The organism is Enterovibrio sp. QJM3NY_24, assembly GCF_057786035.1.
On sequence record NZ_CM173519.1, the window covers coordinates 348,150 to 370,523 of the forward strand.

Annotated in this window: 18 protein-coding genes, 1 pseudogene and 1 riboswitch; of the genes and pseudogenes, 5 read left to right on the forward strand and 14 right to left on the reverse strand. The window is 48.6% G+C overall.

All coding sequences use genetic code 11. The features are described from left to right. Positions 1-84: 84 nt before the first annotated feature. Genes AC3CIC_RS01605 through folA form a run of 3 tightly spaced genes read left to right on the forward strand, consistent with a single transcriptional unit; the run spans position 85 to position 1,829 of the window. Entirely contained in the window at positions 85-852 is a 768-nt protein-coding gene (locus tag AC3CIC_RS01605; RefSeq protein ID WP_488515862.1) for a threonine/serine exporter family protein, read from the forward strand. Then, positions 837-1,313 (forward strand): threonine/serine exporter family protein, encoded by a 477-nt coding sequence (locus AC3CIC_RS01610; RefSeq protein WP_198928374.1) that lies wholly within the window; start codon positions 837-839, stop codon positions 1,311-1,313. Before AC3CIC_RS01605 ends, AC3CIC_RS01610 begins: the two co-directional genes overlap by 16 nt. A gap of 36 nt (positions 1,314-1,349) precedes the next feature. Further along, positions 1,350-1,829 (forward strand): type 3 dihydrofolate reductase, encoded by a 480-nt coding sequence (gene folA / locus AC3CIC_RS01615; protein WP_017005218.1) that lies wholly within the window; start codon positions 1,350-1,352, stop codon positions 1,827-1,829. Here the strand turns inward: folA and AC3CIC_RS01620 are convergent. The 6 genes and pseudogenes from AC3CIC_RS01620 to lptD form a co-directional block, all read right to left on the reverse strand. Further along, the gene (locus AC3CIC_RS01620; protein WP_488515188.1) at positions 1,826-2,662 is read right to left on the reverse strand and encodes a symmetrical bis(5'-nucleosyl)-tetraphosphatase; all 837 of its coding nucleotides are present in this window, start codon (positions 2,660-2,662) and stop codon (positions 1,826-1,828) included. The two genes, folA and AC3CIC_RS01620, sit on opposite strands and share 4 nt — an antisense overlap. A gap of 15 nt (positions 2,663-2,677) precedes the next feature. After that, the gene (apaG, locus tag AC3CIC_RS01625) at positions 2,678-3,052 is read right to left on the reverse strand and encodes a Co2+/Mg2+ efflux protein ApaG (RefSeq protein ID WP_016959022.1); all 375 of its coding nucleotides are present in this window, start codon (positions 3,050-3,052) and stop codon (positions 2,678-2,680) included. A gap of 24 nt (positions 3,053-3,076) precedes the next feature. Continuing rightward, positions 3,077-3,889, reverse strand: coding sequence for a 16S rRNA (adenine(1518)-N(6)/adenine(1519)-N(6))-dimethyltransferase RsmA (gene rsmA, locus AC3CIC_RS01630; RefSeq protein ID WP_016959021.1), 813 nt, complete (start codon positions 3,887-3,889; stop codon positions 3,077-3,079). Continuing rightward, positions 3,886-4,878, reverse strand: coding sequence for a 4-hydroxythreonine-4-phosphate dehydrogenase PdxA (gene pdxA / locus AC3CIC_RS01635; RefSeq protein WP_488515189.1), 993 nt, complete (start codon positions 4,876-4,878; stop codon positions 3,886-3,888). Before pdxA ends, rsmA begins: the two co-directional genes overlap by 4 nt. Continuing rightward, on the reverse strand, positions 4,868-6,163 hold the full coding sequence (gene surA / locus AC3CIC_RS01640; protein ID WP_394212238.1) for a peptidylprolyl isomerase SurA: 1,296 nt from the start codon (positions 6,161-6,163) through the stop codon (positions 4,868-4,870). The genes pdxA and surA overlap by 11 nt, the downstream gene beginning before the upstream one ends. A 22-nt stretch (positions 6,164-6,185) precedes the next feature. Continuing rightward, positions 6,186-8,535, reverse strand: a pseudogene (gene lptD, locus AC3CIC_RS01645) (LPS assembly protein LptD). A gap of 208 nt (positions 8,536-8,743) precedes the next feature. Here lptD and djlA point away from each other — a divergent pair. Beyond that, positions 8,744-9,571 (forward strand): co-chaperone DjlA, encoded by an 828-nt coding sequence (gene djlA, locus AC3CIC_RS01650; protein WP_488515190.1) that lies wholly within the window; start codon positions 8,744-8,746, stop codon positions 9,569-9,571. A gap of 28 nt (positions 9,572-9,599) precedes the next feature. Here the strand turns inward: djlA and AC3CIC_RS01655 are convergent, their stop codons facing one another. From AC3CIC_RS01655 to rapA, 3 genes are all read right to left on the reverse strand, one after another. Beyond that, complete coding sequence (locus tag AC3CIC_RS01655) at positions 9,600-10,553, reverse strand: D-2-hydroxyacid dehydrogenase (protein WP_488515191.1); 954 nt, start codon at positions 10,551-10,553, stop codon at positions 9,600-9,602. Positions 10,554-10,594: 41 nt separating this feature from the next. Continuing rightward, a complete protein-coding gene (gene rluA / locus AC3CIC_RS01660; RefSeq protein ID WP_016959015.1) occupies positions 10,595-11,317 on the reverse strand; it encodes a bifunctional tRNA pseudouridine(32) synthase/23S rRNA pseudouridine(746) synthase RluA in 723 nt (240 codons plus the stop codon). 129 nt (positions 11,318-11,446) lie between these two features. Beyond that, entirely contained in the window at positions 11,447-14,365 is a 2,919-nt protein-coding gene (gene rapA, locus AC3CIC_RS01665) for an RNA polymerase-associated protein RapA (protein WP_016959014.1), read from the reverse strand. 323 nt (positions 14,366-14,688) lie between these two features. Here rapA and AC3CIC_RS01670 point away from each other — a divergent pair, with 323 nt between their 5' ends. Then, complete coding sequence (locus AC3CIC_RS01670) at positions 14,689-16,062, forward strand: PhoH family protein (RefSeq protein WP_394212246.1); 1,374 nt, start codon at positions 14,689-14,691, stop codon at positions 16,060-16,062. Between the two features lie 133 nt (positions 16,063-16,195). On the opposite strand, the gene AC3CIC_RS01675 is transcribed toward AC3CIC_RS01670, so the two are convergent. From AC3CIC_RS01675 to thiB, 5 genes are all read right to left on the reverse strand, one after another. Then, on the reverse strand, positions 16,196-17,635 hold the full coding sequence (locus tag AC3CIC_RS01675; protein WP_488515192.1) for a transporter substrate-binding domain-containing diguanylate cyclase: 1,440 nt from the start codon (positions 17,633-17,635) through the stop codon (positions 16,196-16,198). A 181-nt stretch (positions 17,636-17,816) separates the two neighbouring features. Beyond that, on the reverse strand, positions 17,817-18,815 hold the full coding sequence (locus AC3CIC_RS01680) for a GGDEF domain-containing protein (protein WP_488515193.1): 999 nt from the start codon (positions 18,813-18,815) through the stop codon (positions 17,817-17,819). Between the two features lie 92 nt (positions 18,816-18,907). Beyond that, positions 18,908-19,597, reverse strand: coding sequence for a thiamine ABC transporter ATP-binding protein (thiQ, locus tag AC3CIC_RS01685; RefSeq protein ID WP_488515194.1), 690 nt, complete (start codon positions 19,595-19,597; stop codon positions 18,908-18,910). Further along, on the reverse strand, positions 19,581-21,182 hold the full coding sequence (thiP, locus tag AC3CIC_RS01690) for a thiamine/thiamine pyrophosphate ABC transporter permease (RefSeq protein ID WP_488515195.1): 1,602 nt from the start codon (positions 21,180-21,182) through the stop codon (positions 19,581-19,583). The genes thiQ and thiP overlap by 17 nt, the downstream gene beginning before the upstream one ends. A gap of 4 nt (positions 21,183-21,186) precedes the next feature. After that, positions 21,187-22,182: a thiamine ABC transporter substrate binding subunit gene (thiB, locus tag AC3CIC_RS01695; protein ID WP_488515196.1), complete on the reverse strand. Its 996-nt coding sequence runs from the start codon at positions 22,180-22,182 to the stop codon at positions 21,187-21,189. A 50-nt stretch (positions 22,183-22,232) separates the two neighbouring features. Beyond that, positions 22,233-22,337, reverse strand: a riboswitch (TPP riboswitch). Positions 22,338-22,374: the final 37 nt, after the last annotated feature.

Sequence of the window (22,374 nt, forward strand, 5' to 3'; positions counted from 1 at the left end):
CAAAGTAAAACATGTTTAATTAGCGTACAAACATAGCCCTATCAAGGAAGAGTGGGAGTGATAAAGGTGCACGACGTGCCAGAGATGAGCGAACCCGTTCAGCGAGAGGTTTCACGGTTAGTGAGCCACGCAGGACAAATGTTGTTGCAGCATGGTGCTGAAAGTAAGTTGGTGAGTGATATATGCTGTCGACTTGGCGAAGCGCTGGGTCTGGACAGTGTTGAAATATCGCTATCGGCGAGTTCAATGGTGATCACGACGATCACGCATCAACATTGCATCACTACGGCCAGGCGTTGCCCGGATCGTGGGATCAATATGCGGATAATTACCGAGATCCAACGAATTCTGATCATGGCAGAAAAAGGCCTGATCGAAAGAGATGGTGTGAATAAGCGCTTAGCAAGGCTGTCTCCCGAGCGCTATAACCGTTGGTTAGTTGCTGTGATGGTTGGGCTTTCCTGTGCCAGTTTCAGTCGTCTTTCCGGCGGTGACATCGCGGTGTTTATCATCACTTTTCTCGCCTCTTTTGTTGGCATGCTGGTTCGACAGGAAATCGGGCACCGTCAGTTCAATCCTCTGCTTAATTTTGGTGTCACCGCATTCGTAACGACATTGATTTCCAGCCTAGGTGCAATGCAGCAGATAGGTAATCAGCCCTATCTTGCAATGGCTTCTTCTGTGCTGATGCTGGTACCCGGATTTCCCCTTATCAATGCGGTGTCAGACATGGTCAAAGGTTACGTCAACATGGGTATTGCACGCTGGGTATTTGCAAGTTTGCTAACACTTGCCACTAGCCTTGGTATTGTTGGTGCGATGAATATGACTGGCGTATGGGGGTGGTTATGAACCTGTTGCTGGCTCTACTCCATGACATGTTGTTTGCCGCTATCCCTGCTGTTGGTTTTGCATTGGTGTTCAATGTGCCCGTTAAGGCATTGAAGTATTGCGCGATGTGTGGCGCTTTAGGTCATGGAAGCCGTTTTCTATTGATGCACTTTGGCGTGCCAATTGAATGGGCGACGCTGGGAGCGGCCACTTTGGTTGGTATGGTTGGGGTGTATTGGTCTCAGCGCTTATTGGCGCACCCTAAGGTATTCACGGTAGCCGCAATTATTCCCATGGTTCCGGGGGTGTTCGCGTTTAAAGCGATGATTGCCTTGGTGGAAATAAACAGCTTAGGTTATAGCGAAGCTCTTTGGGCAACCATGATGAACAACGCTATTAAATCCCTTTTCATTATCGCAGCACTGGCAATTGGATTGGCGATGCCAGGATTGTTATTTTACCGTCGTAAGTCCGTGGTGTAGCATGTTGCAGCGTTCATTAGAAAGGATCAATACAGCATGAAAGTCAGTATGATTGCCGCCATGGCAAAAGGAAGAGTGATAGGCAAGGACAATACGATGCCGTGGCATCTCCCTGCGGATTTTGGCTGGTTTAAGCGAAATACATTGGGGAAGCCCGTGATTATGGGACGCAAAACCTATGAGTCTATCGGTCGCCCTTTGCCGGGAAGGCGCAACATAGTGATCAGCCGAAATAGCACATGGTCAGCAGAAGGTGTAGAAGCGGTTTCTAGTATTGATCAAGCGTTTGCGCTGGTAGATGGCGTAGATGAGGCGGTTATTATTGGTGGTGGTGCTATTTATACGGCATGTTTACCGCTCGCCGATCGCTTGTACTTGACCTTTATTGATGCCGATATTGACGGTGATACGTGTTTTCCTGATTGGGGAAATGGCTGGCAAACCAATCATTCAGAGACATATATGGCCGATGACAAAAACCGCTATAACATGGAGTTTGTCGTACTCGATCGCTAATGGGCATGAACAGGGCAAGGAAGGCTAAATATTTGTCTATCTTCCCAACGCACCATGGTCAATGCGCCTCCCCAAACACAACCTGTGTCGAGTCCCATTAACTGGTGATTAACGACGCCACCTAATGCCGCCCAGTGACCAAAAACCAATGTTTCTTCAATGGGCTGGCGTTTTTTGACCTCAAACCAAGGTACTAAATGGCCATCGGTCACTTCCTCTGGTGGTAGTTTGCAGGCCATATCTAAGCTGCCATCAGGTTTGCAAAAACGCATACGAGTAAACGCATTGATGGTGTAACAGTAACGCTCGATCCCTTCTAATTTTTCTGACCACTTAGCGGGTTTGTTGGCATACATATTTTCGAGTAGCCAAGAATAGCGGTCGCTTCGCAAGATGCTTTCTACGGCATCGGCATGACGCTTTGCGCTATCAAGATCCCAATCGGGAGGAATGCCGGCGTGAGTCATGACAAAGCCAGGAGCCTTGTCAGTTCTCGAATCACAATGGATCAGCAGGGGTTGTTGTCGAAGCCAAGACAAGAGTTCGGCACGATCGGGTGCATAGAGGATTGCCTGGGTTTTATCTTTGGCCTTGGGCTTTTTAAACCCTTCCGCTACCGCCAGTAAATGAAGGTCGTGATTGCCCAATACCGCATGTCCGTGCGCACCGAGAGACTTTATAAAACGCAGTACAGACAGAGAATCAGGACCCCGTGCAACCAGATCCCCGGCAAGATACAGATGATCATGGTTTTCATCGAAGCTGACAGTGTCTAGCAGTGTTTTCAGATCGTCAAAGCAACCTTGAATGTCGCCGACAAGGTAAGTGGCCACAAAAGCTCCCGAAAACTAGTGAAGGATATTGGGTAAGGCGAGGCGAAATGGCATGACTTCGATATCAAACTCTTTGTCATCCATATCGACCATGGAGTAAAAACCTTGCATCGCCCCGACGGGTGTTTCGATCACGGTGCCACTGGTGTAGGTGTATTGTTCGCCAGCTTCGATGAGCGGTTGCTCACCCACAACCCCATCACCTTCAATCACTAATTTTTTGCCATTCGCATCGGTCACTAACCATTTTCTACGAAGGAGTTGTGCGTCGTGATCACCGTTGTTTTCAATGGTGATGGTGTAAGAGAACACATAACGTTTGTTATCTGGGTCGGATTGCTCTTCAACAAAATGAGTGACAACCCGAACCATAAATTTGTGATTAACCATCCCTGTCGCGCTTCCTTGTTGTTTTTATTGCTGTTGGTGGTTTGCATCCAGCCAGTTCGCCAGTGCGACAAATTGTCCCAATGTTAAACTCTCTGGACGACACGTAGGGTTAATACCAAGAAGCTCAAGTGTCTCCACTTCAACCAGCGCTTTAAAGCAGTTACGCACGGTCTTACGACGTTGGTTGAAACCTTCTCGGCACACGCGCTCTAGCCACTTCAAGCTGGTCGCTGGGTGCGGTAATTCTTTGTGCGGGATAAGGCGCACAACGGCTGAATCTACTTTAGGTGCAGGCGTGAAGGCCGTTGGTGGCACTTCTAGCACAGGAACAACCTTACAGTAGTATTGCGCCATGACGGTCAAACGGCCATACGCTTTGCTGTTTGGGCCAGCCGCTAAACGGTTAACTACTTCTTTTTGCAGCATAAAGTGCATGTCTTTCACTGCGCCTGTAAAGGTAAACAGGTGGAACATCAGTGGGGTAGACACGTTGTATGGCAAATTACCGAAAATCCTTAGAGGATTTTCTGGTGACGACAAAGCAGCAAAATCGAACTTCATCGCATCACCTTGATAAATTGTCAGTTTTTTTGACAACTCAGGATGGTTACGAAGACGCTCTGCCAGATCGCGGTCAAGCTCAACCACGCTCATTTTGTCGATTTCACGTGCAACTGGCTCAGTCAGTGCGCCAAGGCCAGGACCAATCTCAACCAAGTTTTCGCCTGGTAATGGGTTAATGGCAGACACAATGCCGTCAATGATGTACGGGTCGTTCAAGAAGTTTTGACCAAAACGCTTACGGGCACGGTGGCCTAGGTGGACTTTATCGCTCATGCTTTCTTATCTACTAATTCGAGGGCGTGGGAGAGCGCTGTCCGCAGGCTTCCAGTATCCGCCGTACCGGTACCCGCTAAATCCAATGCGGTACCATGATCTACAGAAGTTCGGATGAAAGGTAGGCCAAGGGTGATGTTGACCGACTTTCCAAATCCTTTGAATTTTAACACAGGCAAGCCCTGATCGTGATACATCGCTAGCACGGCATCGGCGTCTTTCAGGTATTTGTCTTGAAAGAGGGTGTCTGCGGGTAACGGTCCAATCAGATTCATGCCTTGTTCACGCAATTTGTCGAGCGCTGGCTCAATGACTTCGATTTCTTCTCGGCCAAGGCAGCCGTCTTCACCTGCATGGGGATTGAGGCCACAGACGTAAATCTTTGGCTCGGCAATACCAAACTTGGTTTTGAGATCGTCATTTAGAATGTCAATGACTTGAAACAGACGCTCTTCCGTAATCGCTTTTGATACATAGGCCAAAGGGATGTGAGTGGTCACCAGTGCCACGCGCAGCCCTTCAGTCGCCAACATCATGACCACTTGCGGTACATTGGCGTGATGTTGGAAATATTCAGTGTGGCCACTAAAAGACACGCCAGAACGATTGATCACGCCTTTGTGAACGGGTCCAGTGACGACAGCGGCAAATTCGCCTTGCATATTACCTTCGGCTGCGCGCGTTAGCGTATTGAGTACGTAGCGGCCGTTGGCTTCATTTAGTTGACCGGGAATGACGTCTGTATCAAGAGGTTCGTCACACACCACTAACACGCCAGGCTTGTGCGCTTTCGCTGGTTGAGAGGCATCGTAGTCTTCAAATTCCACATCGATACCAAGTACGTTAGCGCGCTCGGCCAGCATGGTTTTGTTGCCACAAATCACCAGTTGGTGATCCCAATTGTCATGCGCAAGCGCCAGCACTAAGTCTGGGCCAATGCCAGCAGGTTCACCCGGTGTGATAGCGATACGTTGAGGATTAGCTTTCATCCGCATCACCAATTTGTTCCACGTAAGCGCCCGCGCGAAGCTCTTGCAACCAAGCCTGAGCTTCTTCGTTGAACTTACGATTCATCAGCATACGGTAGGCACGGTTTTGCATGGCAGCGTCGGTACGATCTGCCTGACGGCGATCAAGGACCTCAACAATGTGCCAGCCGTGCACAGTTTTAAACGGCTCGCTGATATCCCCTTTTGTGAGTGCATCAACTTTATCTTTAAATTCAGGCACGTAAATTTCAGTGGTCTGCCAACCGAGATCGCCACCTTTTACCGCTGAACCAGGGTCTGCGCTGTATTGTTTCGCTAAATCATCAAAGGTTTTATCACCATTCTCGATTTGCTTGACCATCAGCTGCAGTTGGCGCTGTGCACCTTCATCGCTAAGAACGATCGAGGTTTTGATCAGAATGTGTCGTGCTTTCACTTCCGTGACGGCGATAGATTCGAGCCCTTTCACGTCGGTGATTTTCAGAATGTGATAGCCCACGCCGCTGCGGAAAGGACCAAGAACGGAACCCTTGCCATTGTTGCCGATCTGGTCAGCGAAAATCGTTGGCATCTCTTCAAGGCGCAACCAGCCCCAATCCCCACCATCTAGCGCTTTGGGTCCTTTTGAATTGGCCAATGCTAAGCTGGCAAAGTCTTTGCCTTGCTGCAGTTGCTTTGTCAGTGCTTCAGCATTAGACGCAACGGCATCTCTCTCCGCTTTTTCAGCATCCTCGTCTAAGCGCAGCTGAATATGGCTGATTCGATATTCGACTTTTTCTAAATTTTTAGCATTAAGTTGTGAAGCAAGTGAATCCACTTCCTGTGGCAAAATATTGATACGACGACGAACTTGCGCATTGCGCGCTTCGCTAATGGTCATTTCACGGCGGATCTGGTCACGATACTCTGACCAAGAAATGCCACTGCGTTTAAGAGACTCTCTTAACGTTGCCACTGATGTTTTCTTTTCGTCCGCAATCGCGTCGATAGCTTGCTCTAGGCGAGTATCATCAATGCGGATACCTAGGCGGTTTGCTTCTTGAAGCTGTAATTCTTCTAAGATCAGTTGATCAAGGATCTGTCGCTCTAAGACATCGGCGGGTGGCAGTGATTCTGCGTTCGCGTTAAGCGCTACCGTTTTCTTCAATGCCTCAATATCACTTGATAAGATCACGCCTTCATTCACGACAGTGATCACGCGATCTAGCTCTGCCGGTGAGGCAGAGACTGACAACGAACTGGCTGAGATTGTTGCGGCCAGTAAAGCTTTCGTCCATTTATTCATTAGCTGTTCCAAAATCTCACTATTAATTCTTCAGGCCAAATGGGTTGCGGTATCCCAATGCGTTGCCACTGCCTGTGCTGTAGCCAAAGCCTGCGTTTGTACCCAGTCCCAATAAGCTGAAGGACAAAGAAATACTGTTGTCATAGACTGCAGGGTTATTGATGTTGCTTCTGGCTAATAGGTATTCGTTGTAGTTCAATCCTATCACCCAGCAAGCCGAGGTGTAGGTGATGCCAAGTTGGTTTTCCAGCATTAAATCTTGGGTTAGATCGTGGAAATACTGCCCTTGGAAGTTCACGTTGTCGGTGATGGGAAAGCCTGTCACCAGACCTGCTTGGGAAATGCCATCTTCGGTGATTCGATCTAGGTTGTCAGCACCTATGGTACTGGAAATATAGTCCTTTGAGACATAACGGTAACTGGTTTGTGCGAAGAAGCTACCATCGCGGTATTCCAGTGTGGCGTTACCAAACTGCAGGTTGCTCAAGTTGCTGTCATATTCCACTGAACCGCGCACAAACAGTTTGTCACTCAGGTTCAATTCACTTTCAACCGCCCATGCTGAGTAGTTGATTGGCGTGTCTGATTCATCTCGCTGGCGATCCAAATAGTAAATTTGGCCAAATGCGATGTTAAAACGTTCCTTGTAGGCATCATCAAAAAAGCGTGATGCTGCACCAAGGGTAAATTGGTTCGCAGGGTTAATGTAATCGACGCTGCTGAATTGGTTAGCACGGAATAAGCCGTAGTAGTCGGTTTGTAGGCGGGCGGTATCATAGCCACCGCCAGCATAGTTGACCGGGTTGTATATATCGCTTTGATCGACGTCTTTGATATACAGGTACTGAACTTGCGGCTCTAAGGTCTGGGTGTAATTACTGTCCCAGAATGAGCCATCACGCTCTAAAGTCATTGTTGCATGCAGCTTTGCCATAGGAACAACGCGAGAGACGCTTTCTTCCAATGTTTCACCGTTGTAGCCCGTCACGCCTTTGACATTAGACTGATCGTAGTAGGTGTAATAAACCTTGCCTTCGGCCGAAGCGCTGAGCCATGGCAGGTTGTAAGGCAGAGTAATGGTGGGTTCTAGGTTAACGCGCAGTGCATCGGGTTTTGTGTCGTTATCGGTGGCAAACTTGCTGATCTGCGATGGCAGTGAAAAATCCATTCCATAAGCCAATTCAGGGCGATAGTAGTTCATGGCTAGCTGTGGCAGTAGCTTATAGACTGAGGTGTTTGGGCTCAGTGATTGGAAGCTGCGGACACTGAGCGTGGTATCCCAGTTAAGATCGCGATAAGACACATCACCCGTTTGCAGCAAGGTATTGTCTTCACGGCTACCGACACGTGAGTCAGTATGGCGCCCGAAATAGCCAATATCGCTGACCTTGCTGTAATCAATATCATATTTCCAGTGATTTTGAATGCCAGAATGGCGCCAGTTGACCCCAGCTTTTGTCAAACTCTGGATAGAGCTCATCGGTACCCATGTATTCAAACACCATGCTGCCACTGCCAGCCTCGGTGAGGTAACGCGGCTCCATGGTCATAAATAGACCACGGTTGGACATGTATTTTGGTGTGATCAACATGTCAGCTTGAGGGTGGATATTCCAATAAAATGGCGTTTCCAGCTCGAAGCCGTCACTGTCATTCCAAGTTATTGATGGGTAGAGAAAACCCGTCAGGCGGCCATCTTCAACGGGCACGCGAAGGTAAGGAAGGTAGAATATAGGTGTATCGAGCACTTCAAATCGGGCATGGTAGAGGTCCGCGAAAATATCTGCGTCTTCTTTTTCAATTTTCCCCGCGCTGAAACGCCAGCTGTTATCTTCATCCGGACACGTCGTGTATGTGCCGTCATCGAGCTCATAAAACGTGGTGCCATTCTTAAACACCCGTTTTGCTTGACCACGGCCCGGTGTACACATCATTTTGTATTCTGCGTCGGTTAACGTGGTGTCTTCGTTGTCGAGATTACTCTGCAGTGTTTTGCCTTTGACTGAAATTTCACCATCATGGAAATACACGTTTCCTTGTGCGGTCACGATATTTTCTGGCTGACGCAGGGTCGCGGTATCCGACTTCACGGTTCGGTTACCTTGTGTGACGATCACATCGCCACGATAGATAGCCTTCTCGTTCGCTTTTGCTTCGGCGTGGTCTGCAACGATAGTGACCGGAAGATTGTTAATGTCGTCAGCTTTCTCATTTTTGGCGAGACAGCGATACTCTGGTGCGAGGCAGGTTTCTTTGGGGATCACCAAGGGTTTTGTGCTGCCTTGGTCGATATTTGCCTGCTCCGCCACAGCCTGACCATGTAGCGCGAGCCAAATCATGGAGGATAAAAAACTTTTGGCAGTCAGTGACATTAAAACTCAATCCTGTTGTTGGCATACAGCGCTGGTATACTGTCGCGCGGCACTCTAGCAAATTTGTGCTGTAAAATGTGGGTTATGATAATGCAAATTACTCATATACCCAAACTACCTCTGTAATCATGTTTTTGAAGGTAGCTTGGGTATGTGTTAAAGATGCGTTATTGCAAACGAAATAGATTAATCAAAAAGAGAAATAAACATGGCAGTTTGGGGAAAAGTTCTAGGGGCATTCTTTGGCTACCTGCTTGGTGGTCCATTCGGATTACTGTTAGGTCTATTTTTAGGGTATAAGTTCGATAAAGCGAGACGAAATACCGCCTTTGGTGGTGGATTTCGAGGTGCGGATCAACAAGTGCGTCAGCAGGCCTATTTTCATGCCACCTTTTCGGTGATGGGACACGTGGCTAAGGCTAAAGGGCAGGTTACGCAAAATGAAATCCGTTTAGCGTCGGTCTTGATGGATCGAATGGGACTGCAAGGTGAAGCACGCCGCCATGCTCAAGATGCATTTCGGGAAGGCAAAGAAAGCAACTTCCCGCTTGAAGACGTACTGCAAGATGTGAGGCGAACCACCGGTGGTCGTTTTGACTTGCTGCAATTCTTCTTGGAAGTGCAGATCCAAGCCGCGTATGCCGATGGCACCGTGCAGCCAAGCGAACGTCAGGTACTGTATACCATTGCTGATATGCTGGGTTTTTCACGCCAGCAGCTTGAAAAGCGCCTTGCTATGCAAGAAGCCGCGTTCCATTTCTATCAACAGCAAGGTCAAAGTGGTGGCGGGCATCATCAGCAATGGCAGCCGGATACGGGTCAGCGTCTAAAAGGGGCGTATCAAATCTTGGGTGTTGACGAGGATGCCGATGGGCAAACCATTAAGCGTGCGCACCGCAAGTTGATGAACGAGCACCATCCAGATAAGTTAGCCGCGAAAGGCTTACCTCCGGAAATGATGGAAATCGCCAAGCAAAAAGCACAAGAAATTCAAGGTGCTTACGATTTAATTAAGAAACAAAAGGGCTTCAAGTAGCCCTTTTCTAAACTTGCCGGCGGCTTATCTAAACCAGGTTCTTAGGGGCGCCTTTGATAAAGGCGTCCATGTTCTCTGTTAATTGGTTTGCCAGGGCCTGAATGCTGGAATCTGATCCCCATGCAACGTGTGGCGTGAGAATAAGATTCGGCATACCCGCATGAGCCAGTAACGGGTTCGACATGGTTGCTGGCTCTTGCGTGAACACATCGACACCCGCACCCGCAATCACACCTTTCTTCAGTGCCTCAACGAGCGCCTGCTCATCAACTAAGCCGCCACGACCCGCGTTAATTAAGATTGCTGACGACTTCATCTGAGCGAACTCGCTGGTGCTCATCAAATTTGTCGTGTTTTCGTTAAGTGGGCAGTGAAGCGTCACAACATCGGCTTGCGCGAGCATGGTTTCAAACGGCACGTAGCCTTCTCGGGTGTGCGCAGCGCCTTTTCTCTCTGAACGTATTACCGTCATGCCCACCGCTTTTGCGAGTGTCGCGACGCCCTCTCCAAGGTTACCCGATCCAATAATGCCAAGGGTGGCGTCAGCAATGTCGCCGATGGGGTGCGTGAAGAAGCAAAATTGGTTTTTCTCTTTCCACACACCGTTTTCGATGTCGCGATGATAAGCATTGAGATTGCGGCGCAGTGCAAATGCCAGCGCCATCACATGCTCGGGCACGGACCGAGTGGCGTAGCCGCGGATATTGCACACAGGCAAGCCATTAGCGTGGCACCAGTCGACATCGACATTGTTGTAGCCTGTCGCTGATACCGCAATGAGCTTGAGCGATGGCAGCTTAGAAAGCGTCTCTGCGTTTAACATCACTTTGTTAGCGATGACAATAGTGGCATCTGCGAGACGCTCAAGAACTTGTTCCGGTAAGGTGGTTTCGAAGCTTTCCCAGTGATGGGGAAATGAAGGCGCAGGAATGCGAATGTGAGCGGGGATGGTGGCGCTGTCGAGAAAGACTATCTTTTCCATGGCGGACTTCCTTTTTCCGCCACTGTAAAACGTTGACTCCGCTATTTCAATAAACTTGCATCGGCTTTAATGCCACGTTTGACCAATGTATCAGTAGGGGCATTGGCGTAGAAATCACAGGGTGCCGACAAATGCATGGGTTCACCTGTGCCAGGGTGAAGAAAACATAACTCGCCAGCATGCAGTTGAAGACGAGGTGAATACTTATACGCTTGCGGATACGCATAGAATTCATCACCAACAATCGGGTGCTCGAGCGCCAACATGTGTACGCGAAGTTGATGAGATCGTCCCGTGATGGGCAACAGGCGCATTAAGGTCGTTTTCTTCTCGCGCTTGATCACTTCATAGTCCGTGACGGAGGGCTTGCCAGTTTCGAAGCACACCATTTGTTTCGGACGATTCGGCCAGTCACAAATTAGCGGTAAATCCACGCGACCTTCATCAAGCTCAACACTTCCCCAAACCCGCGCGTAATAAAGCTTGTGAGTCACGCGCTCGCGAAATTGCGCTTTCAAGTGGCGTTCGGCATCTTTGTGCATCGCGAACACAATTAAACCAGAGGTCGACATATCAAGGCGATGCACCAATTCTGCCTTCGGATACTCTTGTTTGATGCGTGACCAAGCGCTGTCGTAGTGCGCCGGATCGCGGCCCGGATTGGTCAAGAGGCCGCTGGGTTTATTCAGGGCGATAATGTCATCGTCCTGATAAATAACGTCCAGCCAAGGCTCCTTTGGTGGGTTGTAGATAAAGTCGCTCATGAGTTCGCTCGAAAATTAAACGGCCGGAAGTGTAGCACGACAGGCTTGAAAAAGAAGAGAGTGAAAAACAAAGGCACCGCCGAAGCAGTGCCTTGATTGGGTGTTTAGCAAATGTTGACCGGTAACGGGTTACTGGTGGCTAACCACAATCACACGTAACGCATCAAGACGAACTTGTGCTTGGCTGATGTAGGTGCGCAGAGCCGCCATTTGTGTTTCCAAGCTTTCCAACTCGTCGTCACGAATGTTCGGGTTCACCGCTTTTAACGCCTGCAAACGATCCAATTCCGAGCGCAACTTAGTGGTCATCTCAGCTTCGGCACTTTCTTTTACCGATACTAGATGAGTTTGTGCAATCGGGGTTCCCATTTCAATCAAGCCATGGATCTGCGTTTGAACCGAAGAGACCAGCTTGCTGCCGAGGTGGCGGTTGACTGGGCTTAATTGACGGTTGAAGCCTTCAAATTCCACTTGGGCAGCTAAGTCATTGCCTTTGGCGTCCAGAAGCACGCGAATTGGTGCAGCCGGAAGGAACTGATGAATGCCTGAATTTTTCGGCGCTTGCGCGTCGGCAACATACAGCAGTTCAAGAAACAAAGTGCCAACAGGCAAGGCTTTGTTTTTCAGTAGCGAAACCGCCGTAGAACCCACTTCTTCTGACAACAGCAAGTCGATGCCGCCTTGGATCATTGGGTGTTCCCAACTGATAAAGCGCATGTCTTCACGTGAGAGTGCCGTTTCGCGATCAAACGTTATCGTGCAGCCTTCTTCGGGTAGTCCCGGATAGCTTGATACCAGCATGTGCTCTGATGGCGTCACCACAATGGCGTTTTCGCCTTTGTCGTCTTGGTTCAGGCCAACCGTATCAAATAGACCCAATGCGAATGTCACTAGATTGGTGTCGCCATCAAGTGAGGCAATTTTTTCTGCCAACGCTTTGGCTTGCTCACCACCGTTAGAGTGCATTTCCAGCAGACGGTCGCGGCCTTTTTCCATTTCACCTTTCAAGCGATAATGCATCTCGGCACTGGTTTCGACCAGTGCATCGAGAGACTCATCAATGCTGCCTTTTGCCAGAAGCTGAAGCAGGTCATCTTGAACGTGCTCAAACACGGCACGACCGGTTGGGCAGGTCTCTTCAAAGGCATTAAGGCCTTCGTTGTACCAGCGCGCCAGCAATGCTTGTGAGGTGCCGATCATGAAAGGAACATGGATTTCAATATCGCGTTGTTGACCGATACGATCCAAGCGACCAATACGCTGCTCAAGCAAGTCTGGGTTCATGGGCAAATCGAACATCACCAGTTGGTTTGCAAACTGGAAGTTACGACCTTCTGAGCCAATTTCAGAACAGATAAGCACCTGCGCGCCAGCTTCATCTTGGGCGAAATAAGCTGCCGCCTTGTCACGCTCAAGAATCGACATGCCTTCGTGGAATACGGTGCCACGAATACCTTCGCGCTCACGCAGTGCTTGTTCTAATGACAGCGCAGTTTGCGCGCGCGAACAGATCACCAGCACTTTTTCTTGGCGGTTAGATTTTAATAAATCCAGCAGCCAATCAATGCGCGGGTCAAAGCCCCACCAGGTGGCGTTTTCGCCTTCAAACTGCTGGTAGATATCTTCAGGGTATAACCACTGAATCGCTTTTTGCTCAAGGCTTTGACTGGCACTACTCATGATGCCAGCCACGCGCATGGACGTTTGATACTGTGATGGTAACGCTAATGGATAAAGGTTTAGGTGGCGCTGAGGGAAGCCTTGGATAGCGGCTCGGGTATTACGGAACAAAACACGACCAGTGCCGTGGCGATCCATCAGATTATCAATCAGCTCGTTACGTGCATCACGACGTTGAATGTCATCCACATCATTGGCTTCGACAATACGCAGTATCGGTTCAACATCTTGTTCGGACAATAGCTCCGTGATGCTGTTTTTCGCTTCGTTGCTTAGCGTTTCGTTAGACAGCAATTGGCTGACAGCATCCGCGACTGGTGCGTATTGTTGTTCTTCTTTAACAAACGCTTGGTAATCATAGAAGCGATCAGGATCCAGCAGGCGCAAGCGAGCGAAATGGCTTTCATGGCCTAGTTGCTCTGGGGTTGCGGTCAGAAGCAGTACGCCCGGCGTGTTTTCTGCAATCGCTTCAACCACCTGATATTCACGGCTTGGTTTATCTTCACTCCACTCAAGGTGGTGCGCTTCATCCACGACCATTAAATCCCATTCGCCTTCTGCTGCCTGTTCAGCACGCTTGCGGCTTTTACGAAGGAAATCCAGCGAGCAAAGCACCAGTTGCGCGGTATCGAACGGGTTATCGGAATCAGCGAAGGCTTCCACACAGCGTTCTTCATCGAAAACAGAAAAATGAAGATTGAAACGGCGAAGCATTTCTACCAGCCATTGGTGTTGAAGCGTTTCAGGTACCACGATTAATACGCGAGATGCGCGACCCGACAGCACTTGCTGGTGGATAATCATACCCGCTTCAATGGTTTTACCCAGGCCGACTTCATCGGCTAACAAAACGCGTGGCGCGTGGCGCTGACCCACTTCGTGAGCGATGAACAACTGGTGCGGGATCAGGCCAGCACGCATGCCGCACAGGCCACGCATTGGACTTTTATGTTGTTCATATTGGTTTTTCAGTGCGCGATAGCGAAGCGCAAAGCGATCCATCCGGTCTATTTGACCAGCGAACAGTTTGTCTTGTGGTTTGTTAAAGCGAATGTGGTGACTCAGTAAAATCTCACGAAGCTGGACGTCGTCTTCACCGGTGTCCGAGCGCTGTCCTGTGTAGGTCAGTACACCCTTTTCTTCGTCAACGCGTTCGACTTGTAAAAACCAGCCTTCGTGGCTTTCAATGCTGTCACCCACATTGAACATCACACGGGTGATAGGCGCATCGCTGCGGGCGTATAAACGATTTTCTTCGCTGGCGGGGAACATTAGGGTAACGGTACGTGCGTCGATAGCAACCACAGTACCAAGACCTAGGTCACTTTCAGTATCGCTGATCCAACGTTGTCCGAGGGCGTAGGGCATAAGTGAAGAAACCTCTGGTTAAAGCTGACACAAATTGGAGCGTGCTTTTTCGAGAACTACAGTGTAGGCCATGATGAGCACCGAGAAAATGGCTGCTTATGGTACTTGAAGTTGTGAGCATGGTCACGGTCAATGTAGGAAATTTGGCGTGTGTAACAAATAGGCAACAAATTCGTGAAAATGTGGAGTAATCGACGTGTAAGGATTTGAATTTGTCTTACGATTAAGAATATACCCCGATGCGAGTGTCTTTCTAAACGAAGTCATCGTCATTGGGGAATATGTGGGTTGTCTCACTTGCCTATGTTACCAAGGAGGTGTCTATGGGCGATGCCGAACGCAAATTCTTTGTGCTGGATACTAATATCCTGCTTCATGAACCATTCGCCATCTATTCATTTCAAGAACATGATGTGGTCATTCCTATGACCGTCCTCGAAGAACTTGACCGAATCAAAGACAGCAAGCGGGATGTGTCCCGTGATGCACGGGTAGCGATTCGGGCCCTTGAAGGTATATTTAAAGACGCAACGCCGGATCAAATCTCTGAAGGGATAGTGGTCGGTAATGAAGGTGCAACAGGTACGGTTTCAATCTTGGTAGACTTTGAAATCAAGGAAACAGTACAAGCCTTTGCGGATAAAGCCGGTGACAACCGGATCCTTAACGCCGTCCTATTTCTGCAAGCCAAACGTACGCCCCGCAAGGTGGTCTTGGTCACCAAAGACATCAACATGCGACTTCGCGCCAAAGGTGCTGGGGTGCTGTATGTTGAAGATTACCGTACCGACCAGTTAATCGACGATGTTAGCCTGCTTACTAAGGGCTTTCAGGTTTTCGAAGGCAGTTTCTGGGACCGAGTAGGGCAGTGTGATACGCAAAATAGTGGCAGAACCACGCTGCATACTGTGCCGCGTGAAATGGTCGACAACACCTACATGAACCAATATGTCCTTGATGAAAGTGATGACTTTGCTGGGCGAGTTGTTGGGTTGAATGACAACGAACTCCAACTCAAAGACATCAGTCGTGAACGTTTAATGCATCGCGAAGCATGGGGGGTTCGCCCGAAAAATATTTATCAAGGCATGGCTGTAGATGCCTTGCTCGACCCGAGCATCGATCTGGTGATACTCACTGGGCCTGCAGGTTGTGGTAAAACCATTCTCGCCATGGCCGCTGCGCTTGAGCAGGTGGTGGAAAAAGGGATGTATGACAAGATTATTGTCACCCGAAATACGCCAGAAATTGCTGAGTCTATTGGTTTTCTACCCGGAACCGAGGAAGAGAAAATGCTCCCTTGGCTTGGTGCGGTCACCGATACTCTGGAAGCGCTGCACAAAAACGATGAATGCACTGATGGCTCCATGCGTTACATCATGGATAAAGCCAACATCCAGTTTAAATCGGTTAACTTTATGCGCGGTCGCTCAATACAGAACGCTTTTGTGATTCTGGATGAGTGCCAAAACCTCACCGCATCACAACTTAAAACCATTATCACGCGCTGTGGTGAAGGCACAAAAATTGTCTGCTCAGGTAACTTAGCGCAGATTGACAGTCCTTATCTAACCCCTGTGACATCAGGGTTGACCTATATCGTAGAGCGATTTAAGAACTTTGAAGGCAGTGCGTGCGTCTATTTGAATGGCGTGGTGCGAAGCCGTCTGGCCGAGTTTGCTGAAGAGAACCTATAGCAACTTGATGGATAATCACGATTAGACAGTTGATAGAGCAACGAGATAACGAAAAGGCTGCCCGAGGGCAGCCTTTGTTGTTTTGGTTACCAATTTCGCTACTGTGTAGTCGCGATTTTTTGCGTTATTGCGATTAAGCCCAATGACGCTCTGCCATGCTTTCTGGTTCATGGTCATTAGCACTAAAATTGCCATAGCTGGGTTTGTTTGCCCGCATACGCTTAGATGCGATACGCACCAGTGCTTCGCCATGCTCACCATCATAAGGGTAACAGCCAATCCCAGCGCTGAATTTCACCGGCACCACTTGTTGGTCAAAATAGAGTGAACTTAGTTGTAGGGCTTTTTGTATCTGATTAATTTTTCGCATCGCCTGACTGTTGTCACTCAAATCAAATAATATCGCAAATTCTCCGCCGCCAAGGCGTGCAAACATGGTTTGATTTGAAAGCTGAAGACGTAGCTGAGTCGCAAGGTGTTTCAGTGCCATATCACCAATATATTGACCATGATTTTCATTGATGTGTTTTAGGCCATCTATGTCTAGCACTGCAACCACAAAAGGTGAAGGCGAAAAGCGCTTGTCTGCGAGTTGTGTGAAAAATTGATGTCGAGATTTTGCACCTGTCAGTACGTCGTTTTGAACAGCACTCTCAAGACGATTATTCGAATCTTTCAGTGCCTCAACGGCATTTTTTAGCTCATTGGTGCGAGACTTCAACAAGCGATGGTAGAGCGTTAGCCCACCAATCAATAGCACCAAGGAAGAGATAAGAATGATGTAGTGTGCTGTTTTGTTCAGCCAAGGTAAGGTGGCATTGAGCCTACTGGCTGGGATCCATTTGTTATAAATGGCATCAATGTCAGCCACGTCTATTTTACTTAATCCGCGCTCAATTTGGGCAATGTCATCTTGTATACCTTTAGCGACCGCAAAATGGAGCGGAAAAGAGTAGAGCTTGCTTCGAGAGGTGAACTGGCCAGTATTCCCAGAATGGCGCATATCGTAAAGCGCCGTACTCAGGTCATCAATGAATACATCAATCTCGCCTCGATAGGCCGCTTCATTTAATGAACCAAAAGTGGGGTACAAGGTAATATTTTCTTCAGAAAGGTGTGACAAAAGAAAGGCATGTTTGGCGCTGTCTTTGACTGATCCCACTTTCGCTGAGCCAAGGGCGTCAAAATCTTCGAAAGGCAAATCTTTTTGCACGAACAGGTTCACATTGTAGTGATTGAGCGGCAGCTCTCTAGAGAAGGCTAAATTGTCCGCCCGATCGCCTGTATAGCCTAACCCACCATGAACGACGCCTTCGTTGTTCGCTGCATACTGCAGAGACTCACTCCACGGCAAGAGTTGAAAATGCACGTCAACATTGTTGGCTTTTGCATATAAACGCCAATAGTCGACCATGATCCCATCAGGTTGTCCGTCGCGATTAATGAATGAGAAAGGTTGCCAGGTTGATGAGCCAGTGACGATCAGTTGCTTGGTATCGGCAAATGAAACAGGCGATAGCAAAGAGAGAAAGAATGTGAGTGCGGTAACTGTGAACTGACGAATGCAGGGCATAAATGAACTCGAAATAACCAACCTGTCTAGATTTTCTGGCGTTGATTATACGCAACCCTCTGCATTTAGGGAATTGATATGTGATGTTTTTGTCAATGGATGTGTCATTGTTAATTTGTATATATCGTCACAAAAACAAAAGCCGCCTTTGTGGCGGCTTACATTATAGCGGGTATGGCTGCTAGAACAGCTCTACGTCGTCTTCAGGTACCAAAGACTGCAATTCGCCACAGGCAATCAAATCTTCATAAAATGCGACTTGGTTGCGCCCATTTTGTTTGGCTTTATAAAGAGCTTGGTCAGCAAAACCCAGCACGGTAATAGCATTGAGCTCTTGATCGCTGATGGCGGCAGCTCCCATAGAGATAGACACGTCTTTTGCTTGACCATAATCACGTTCGTTGACGGTTTTGATAAAGCTGCGAATCGTGACTTCCATGTCCTCTCGAGATTGGGGGTGCATGATGACAACGAATTCGTCACCACCATAGCGGAACAGGAGATCCTCATCACCAAACGCTTTTTTCATCATCGCAGTGATTAACAAGATAACCTCATCGCCAAACACATGACCCAGTGCATCATTGACCTTCTTGAAGTGGTCGATGTCAAAAATGCAAACCCAGTGGTGGTGGGATGGGTCATCCGTGATGCTGTTGCCCTGTATGAGAAAACGGTCAAGCAGTAAATCGATTTTGGTGGTGAGTAGCTTGCGATTGTATAGCCCTGTTAGGCCGTCTCGCTCACTGGCAGAAATGATTTTTTGGTAGTTTTCATAGATTTTTGCTAACCCCTCCACCAGCTGAACTTCATCGCCTTTGAGTTGATCGCACTTGCAAAAAACCACCGCATTAATGTCATCATTTTCGCCCTTGATAGGCACAGCAAGCAGTGATTGATTGTCGGCGGTGCTAAATTCCACCACATTGTCACCAATGGTCACGCAATTATGAAGCACTCGTTCAATCGCATCTTTTTCCTCTTCATAGAGAAAGATGTCTGAACATGCAACGACCATAAACTCTGGATTTGTCTCAGGATTATAATCCAACACCAGAACCTGATTTGCCGGGGTTAATTGCAAAATTGTCGTGATGAGGCTTTCAGAAATGGTGTCGGACTCCGTTTGGGCCGTAATATCGACCACCGAGTCCAGCACATCAATACTGGTAACAGTCACAATCGCATCTCTCTTATGAGTTCGTTGTCTTAAAAATAAGTATAGATGCGGTTGATTGATGCGCAATGTCTGCCAGTACTTCAATGCTAAATTTATGAAAGATATTGTTTTATGATTTCATTTGGTGCGCTGAGTTCTGAGATTTCTGCGTGATATACCACGTTTCCATCATCAATAAACAAGACGTTATCAGCGATAGCCATGGCATCTTCAGGGTGATGAGTGACCATCAAAATAGTGGTGTTGAATTGGCGAGCGAGTTGCTTAACCTGCTGAAGCATATCCTTACGCAATGACGGGTCAAGCGCAGAGAAGGGCTCATCGAGCAATAGCAGTGGGCGATTGCGTACGAGACATCGCGCGAGTGCGACTCGTTGCTTCTGGCCACCAGAAAGCTGCCCTGGCAATCGTTCGAGGTAGCTTTCTAATCCAACCTGTTCTGCTGCTTGCCCAATGGATTTTTTGTCGTCAGCACTGAGCGCTAAACGCGGGCTAATACCGAGCGCAATATTGTCGAACACAGTTAAGTGGCCAAAAAGATTGTGCTCCTGAAACAAAATAGAAAGTGGGCGCTCATGTGCTGGGGCTTGGGTAAACGCATTATCATCGAATAGCACATTACCGCCGCTTGGCGGCAATAGCCCACAAAGCAGTGATAACAGCGTACTTTTTCCTGCGCCACTAGGGCCGAGGATCGCCGTGATAGAGCCCGGCTTAGAAGTAAACGAAAAAGACAGCGTTTGTGCCTGATAGTGATACGACAATTCACTGACTTTCAGCATGACGTTTCCTCGTGATCAATGTTTCGATAAGGGCATAACTGCCAAGACTTAATGCAAACAAAACAAGCGATGCCGCCGCTGCTGCATCCATTTGGTAGCTACCCATTAAATGGAACAAATAGAGAGGGAGCGTTTGAAAATCCTGACTACCAACTAAAGCAATCGCGCCTAAATCTCCCGTAGAAAGAACAAAGCTAACAGCAAAGGCTCGCGCGATGGGTGTGCTGAGTGCGCGCCACTCAATCAGTCGCAGTCTGTTGATGCCTTTGATGCCAAGACAGCTGCACAATCCGTGGTATTGCTGTGACAACTGATAAGCGGGCTGGCTGAGAATTTTCACGACATAGGGTAAAGCCATTAAAGTGTTCACCGCGAGTATTAACCAATACGGTGAACTGAATACGTCCATATGCTCACGCAGCATCAAAAACAACCCCGTGCCTAATACGACACTTGGCACCACCAGTATCAAAGATGCGGTCATTTCGATGCCATCGGCGCGTCTAGGATGCCCTGTTAAGCGCCAAAATCGACTGGTTAGCACAATGGTTGCACCCAACATAAAGGCACATAGCGCACTGCCAAACGCCAACGAAAGTGAATTGGCGGTGGCCTGCCAAAGCGCTGCTTGTGTTAGCACCGAAAGCGCACTTGGGTTGATGCCGCTCACCACCACCATCACCAACGGTGGCAGTACCAGTAGGGCTGCGAAACCAATCCATACGTAGTCCCAACACTGTTCAAAGCGAGTGTCACTGCGTTTGGCGAGCAGAATGTTGCTGTCTTTGCCTTGCAGTGAAAGGGGCTTGGTCATGCGCTGTACCACAATGTGGAAAAAGCCGCACAGCAGCAGTTGCCATAGCGCAAGCAAGGCACCCGTTTGAAGATCAAAGTCAAAACGGATAGCCTGATAAATCGCCAGCTCAATGGTAGTGGCACTAGGCCCACCACCGAGTGCCATCACTGTGGCAAAGCTGGTAAAGCACAGCATAAACACCAGACCAATGGCATGGGGTAATTGCTGGCGTAAATACGGCCATTCAAGTAAGCGAAACTGACGCCATCCTCGTATCCCGAGTTGCTGCGCCAAACGGCGTTGATCTGACGGGATTTGATCTAGAGCTTGAACCAGCAATTGAGCAGAAAAGGGCAAGTTAAAGAAAACGTGTGCGAGCAATATGCCGGACAAGCCGTAGATGCTCACATCCCATTTCATGCCAACTAAGGACAGGGCGTCGGCCAGAAGACCGCTCTTCCCATAAATGGCTAATAGGCCAAACACGCCTACCAGCACGGGTAGGACGAGCGTCATGGAAAAGAGTTTAAGCAGCAGTGCTTTGCCTTTGAATTGACGCCGTGACAGCGCGTGGGCAACAGGGATCGCTAAGCCAACTGAGAGGAAGGTAGAAAGCAGCGCCTGTTTGAAACTGAAAAATGTGACGTGTTGAAGGTAAGGGTCATGCCATAGCGATGCGACGTCTAAAGACGGCGCTTGAGAAAGCAAAGAAAATAAAGCGGCGCTGATCAGCACCGCAATTAACGAAGCCGAGAGGATGCCCGGCCACGTTCTTGAAGGGTTTAGCACAATGTTACTTCACCAAGGCTGATTGCCATTCACGGATCCAAGTGCGGCGATTATCCGCCACTTTCTCTGGCGTGAACTGCAAGCTTTTGTTTGGAACCGACAAGGTATCAAAACCTGTTGGCAGTTCAACGCCTGTGACCGGATACATCCAGTTACCCGTTGGAATCGCGTTCTGGAAACCGTCACTTAGAATAAACTGCATGAACGCGTCTGCGAGCGCCGAGTTGTTTGAGCTTTTCACTTTTGCCGCCACTTCCACTTGCATGTAGTGACCCTCTTCGAAATTAGCACTCGTGAAGTTTGGGTTTTCTTCGGCAATCAAATGATAAGCGGGTGACGTGGTGTAAGACAGTACCATGTCTGACTCGCCGCTTAAGAACATGTTGTACGCCTCAGACCAGCCTTTGGTGACAGTGACGGTTTTGGTCGCCAATTGCTGCCATGCAGCAGCGACATCATCGCCATAGATGGATTTCATCCATAGCATTAAACCTTGTCCAGGCGTTGACGTGCGCGGGTCTTGATAGATAACGGAAATATCGTCGCGCGTTTCGACCAGCTCTTTTAAGCTTTTTGGTGGATTAGCGAGTTTGGTTTTGTCATACACGAAAGCAAAGTAGCCGTAGTCATAAGGGACGAATGTGGTGTTGTCCCAGCCATCGGGAAGCGTGACACTTTTCACGTCCACTTTGTGTGATGCAAGCAAACCTGTCTTTTCGGCTTCCGCCATCAAGTTGGTATCTAGACCCAACAGCACGTCAGCTTTGCTGTTTTTGCCCTCAAGACGCAGTCGGTTAAGAATGGTGACGCCATCTTCCAATGCCACAATATTCAAAGTGCAATCGCACTGCGCTTCAAACGCCTTTTTCACGGCAGGACCTGGGCCCCAATCAGCAGCAAAAGAATCGTAGGTGTAAACCGTTAGCGTGTCTGAAGAGCTTGCTAACACAGGACCGGCCATGGTCATGGTTAACATCAGGGTAGAAATTGGAAGTTTCATGGTTGCCTCACATCATGTTTGGCGAGGCTGAGGGTCATTGAGTTGAGTTGCACTCCGCGACATCTCATTCCTACGCCAGCATTATCTGGTTCAGGTTTATGGGTTTAGCTTTCGCAATCTCAGCCGACTTCATGTCAGCTCCCCACGAGATGGTTGATATTGTAATCATCAAGGCGATGATTACCAATCATT

Bases quoted from the DNA above. Each gene is read 5' to 3' on its own strand.
- AC3CIC_RS01605 (WP_488515862.1), top strand. From the start codon at position 85: ATGAGCGAACCCGTTCAGCGAGAGGTTTCACGGTTAGTGAGCCACGCA.
- AC3CIC_RS01610 (WP_198928374.1), top strand. From the start codon at position 837: ATGGGGGTGGTTATGAACCTGTTGCTGGCTCTACTCCATGACATGTTG.
- folA (WP_017005218.1), top strand. From the start codon at position 1,350: ATGAAAGTCAGTATGATTGCCGCCATGGCAAAAGGAAGAGTGATAGGC.
- apaG (WP_016959022.1), bottom strand. From the start codon at position 3,052: ATGGTTAATCACAAATTTATGGTTCGGGTTGTCACTCATTTTGTTGAA.
- rsmA (WP_016959021.1), bottom strand. From the start codon at position 3,889: ATGAGCGATAAAGTCCACCTAGGCCACCGTGCCCGTAAGCGTTTTGGT.
- pdxA (WP_488515189.1), bottom strand. From the start codon at position 4,878: ATGAAAGCTAATCCTCAACGTATCGCTATCACACCGGGTGAACCTGCT.
- surA (WP_394212238.1), bottom strand. From the start codon at position 6,163: ATGAATAAATGGACGAAAGCTTTACTGGCCGCAACAATCTCAGCCAGT.
- djlA (WP_488515190.1), top strand. From the start codon at position 8,744: ATGGCAGTTTGGGGAAAAGTTCTAGGGGCATTCTTTGGCTACCTGCTT.
- AC3CIC_RS01655 (WP_488515191.1), bottom strand. From the start codon at position 10,553: ATGGAAAAGATAGTCTTTCTCGACAGCGCCACCATCCCCGCTCACATT.
- rluA (WP_016959015.1), bottom strand. From the start codon at position 11,317: ATGAGCGACTTTATCTACAACCCACCAAAGGAGCCTTGGCTGGACGTT.
- rapA (WP_016959014.1), bottom strand. From the start codon at position 14,365: ATGCCCTACGCCCTCGGACAACGTTGGATCAGCGATACTGAAAGTGAC.
- AC3CIC_RS01670 (WP_394212246.1), top strand. From the start codon at position 14,689: ATGGGCGATGCCGAACGCAAATTCTTTGTGCTGGATACTAATATCCTG.
- AC3CIC_RS01675 (WP_488515192.1), bottom strand. From the start codon at position 17,635: ATGCCCTGCATTCGTCAGTTCACAGTTACCGCACTCACATTCTTTCTC.
- thiQ (WP_488515194.1), bottom strand. From the start codon at position 19,597: ATGCTGAAAGTCAGTGAATTGTCGTATCACTATCAGGCACAAACGCTG.
- thiB (WP_488515196.1), bottom strand. From the start codon at position 22,182: ATGAAACTTCCAATTTCTACCCTGATGTTAACCATGACCATGGCCGGT.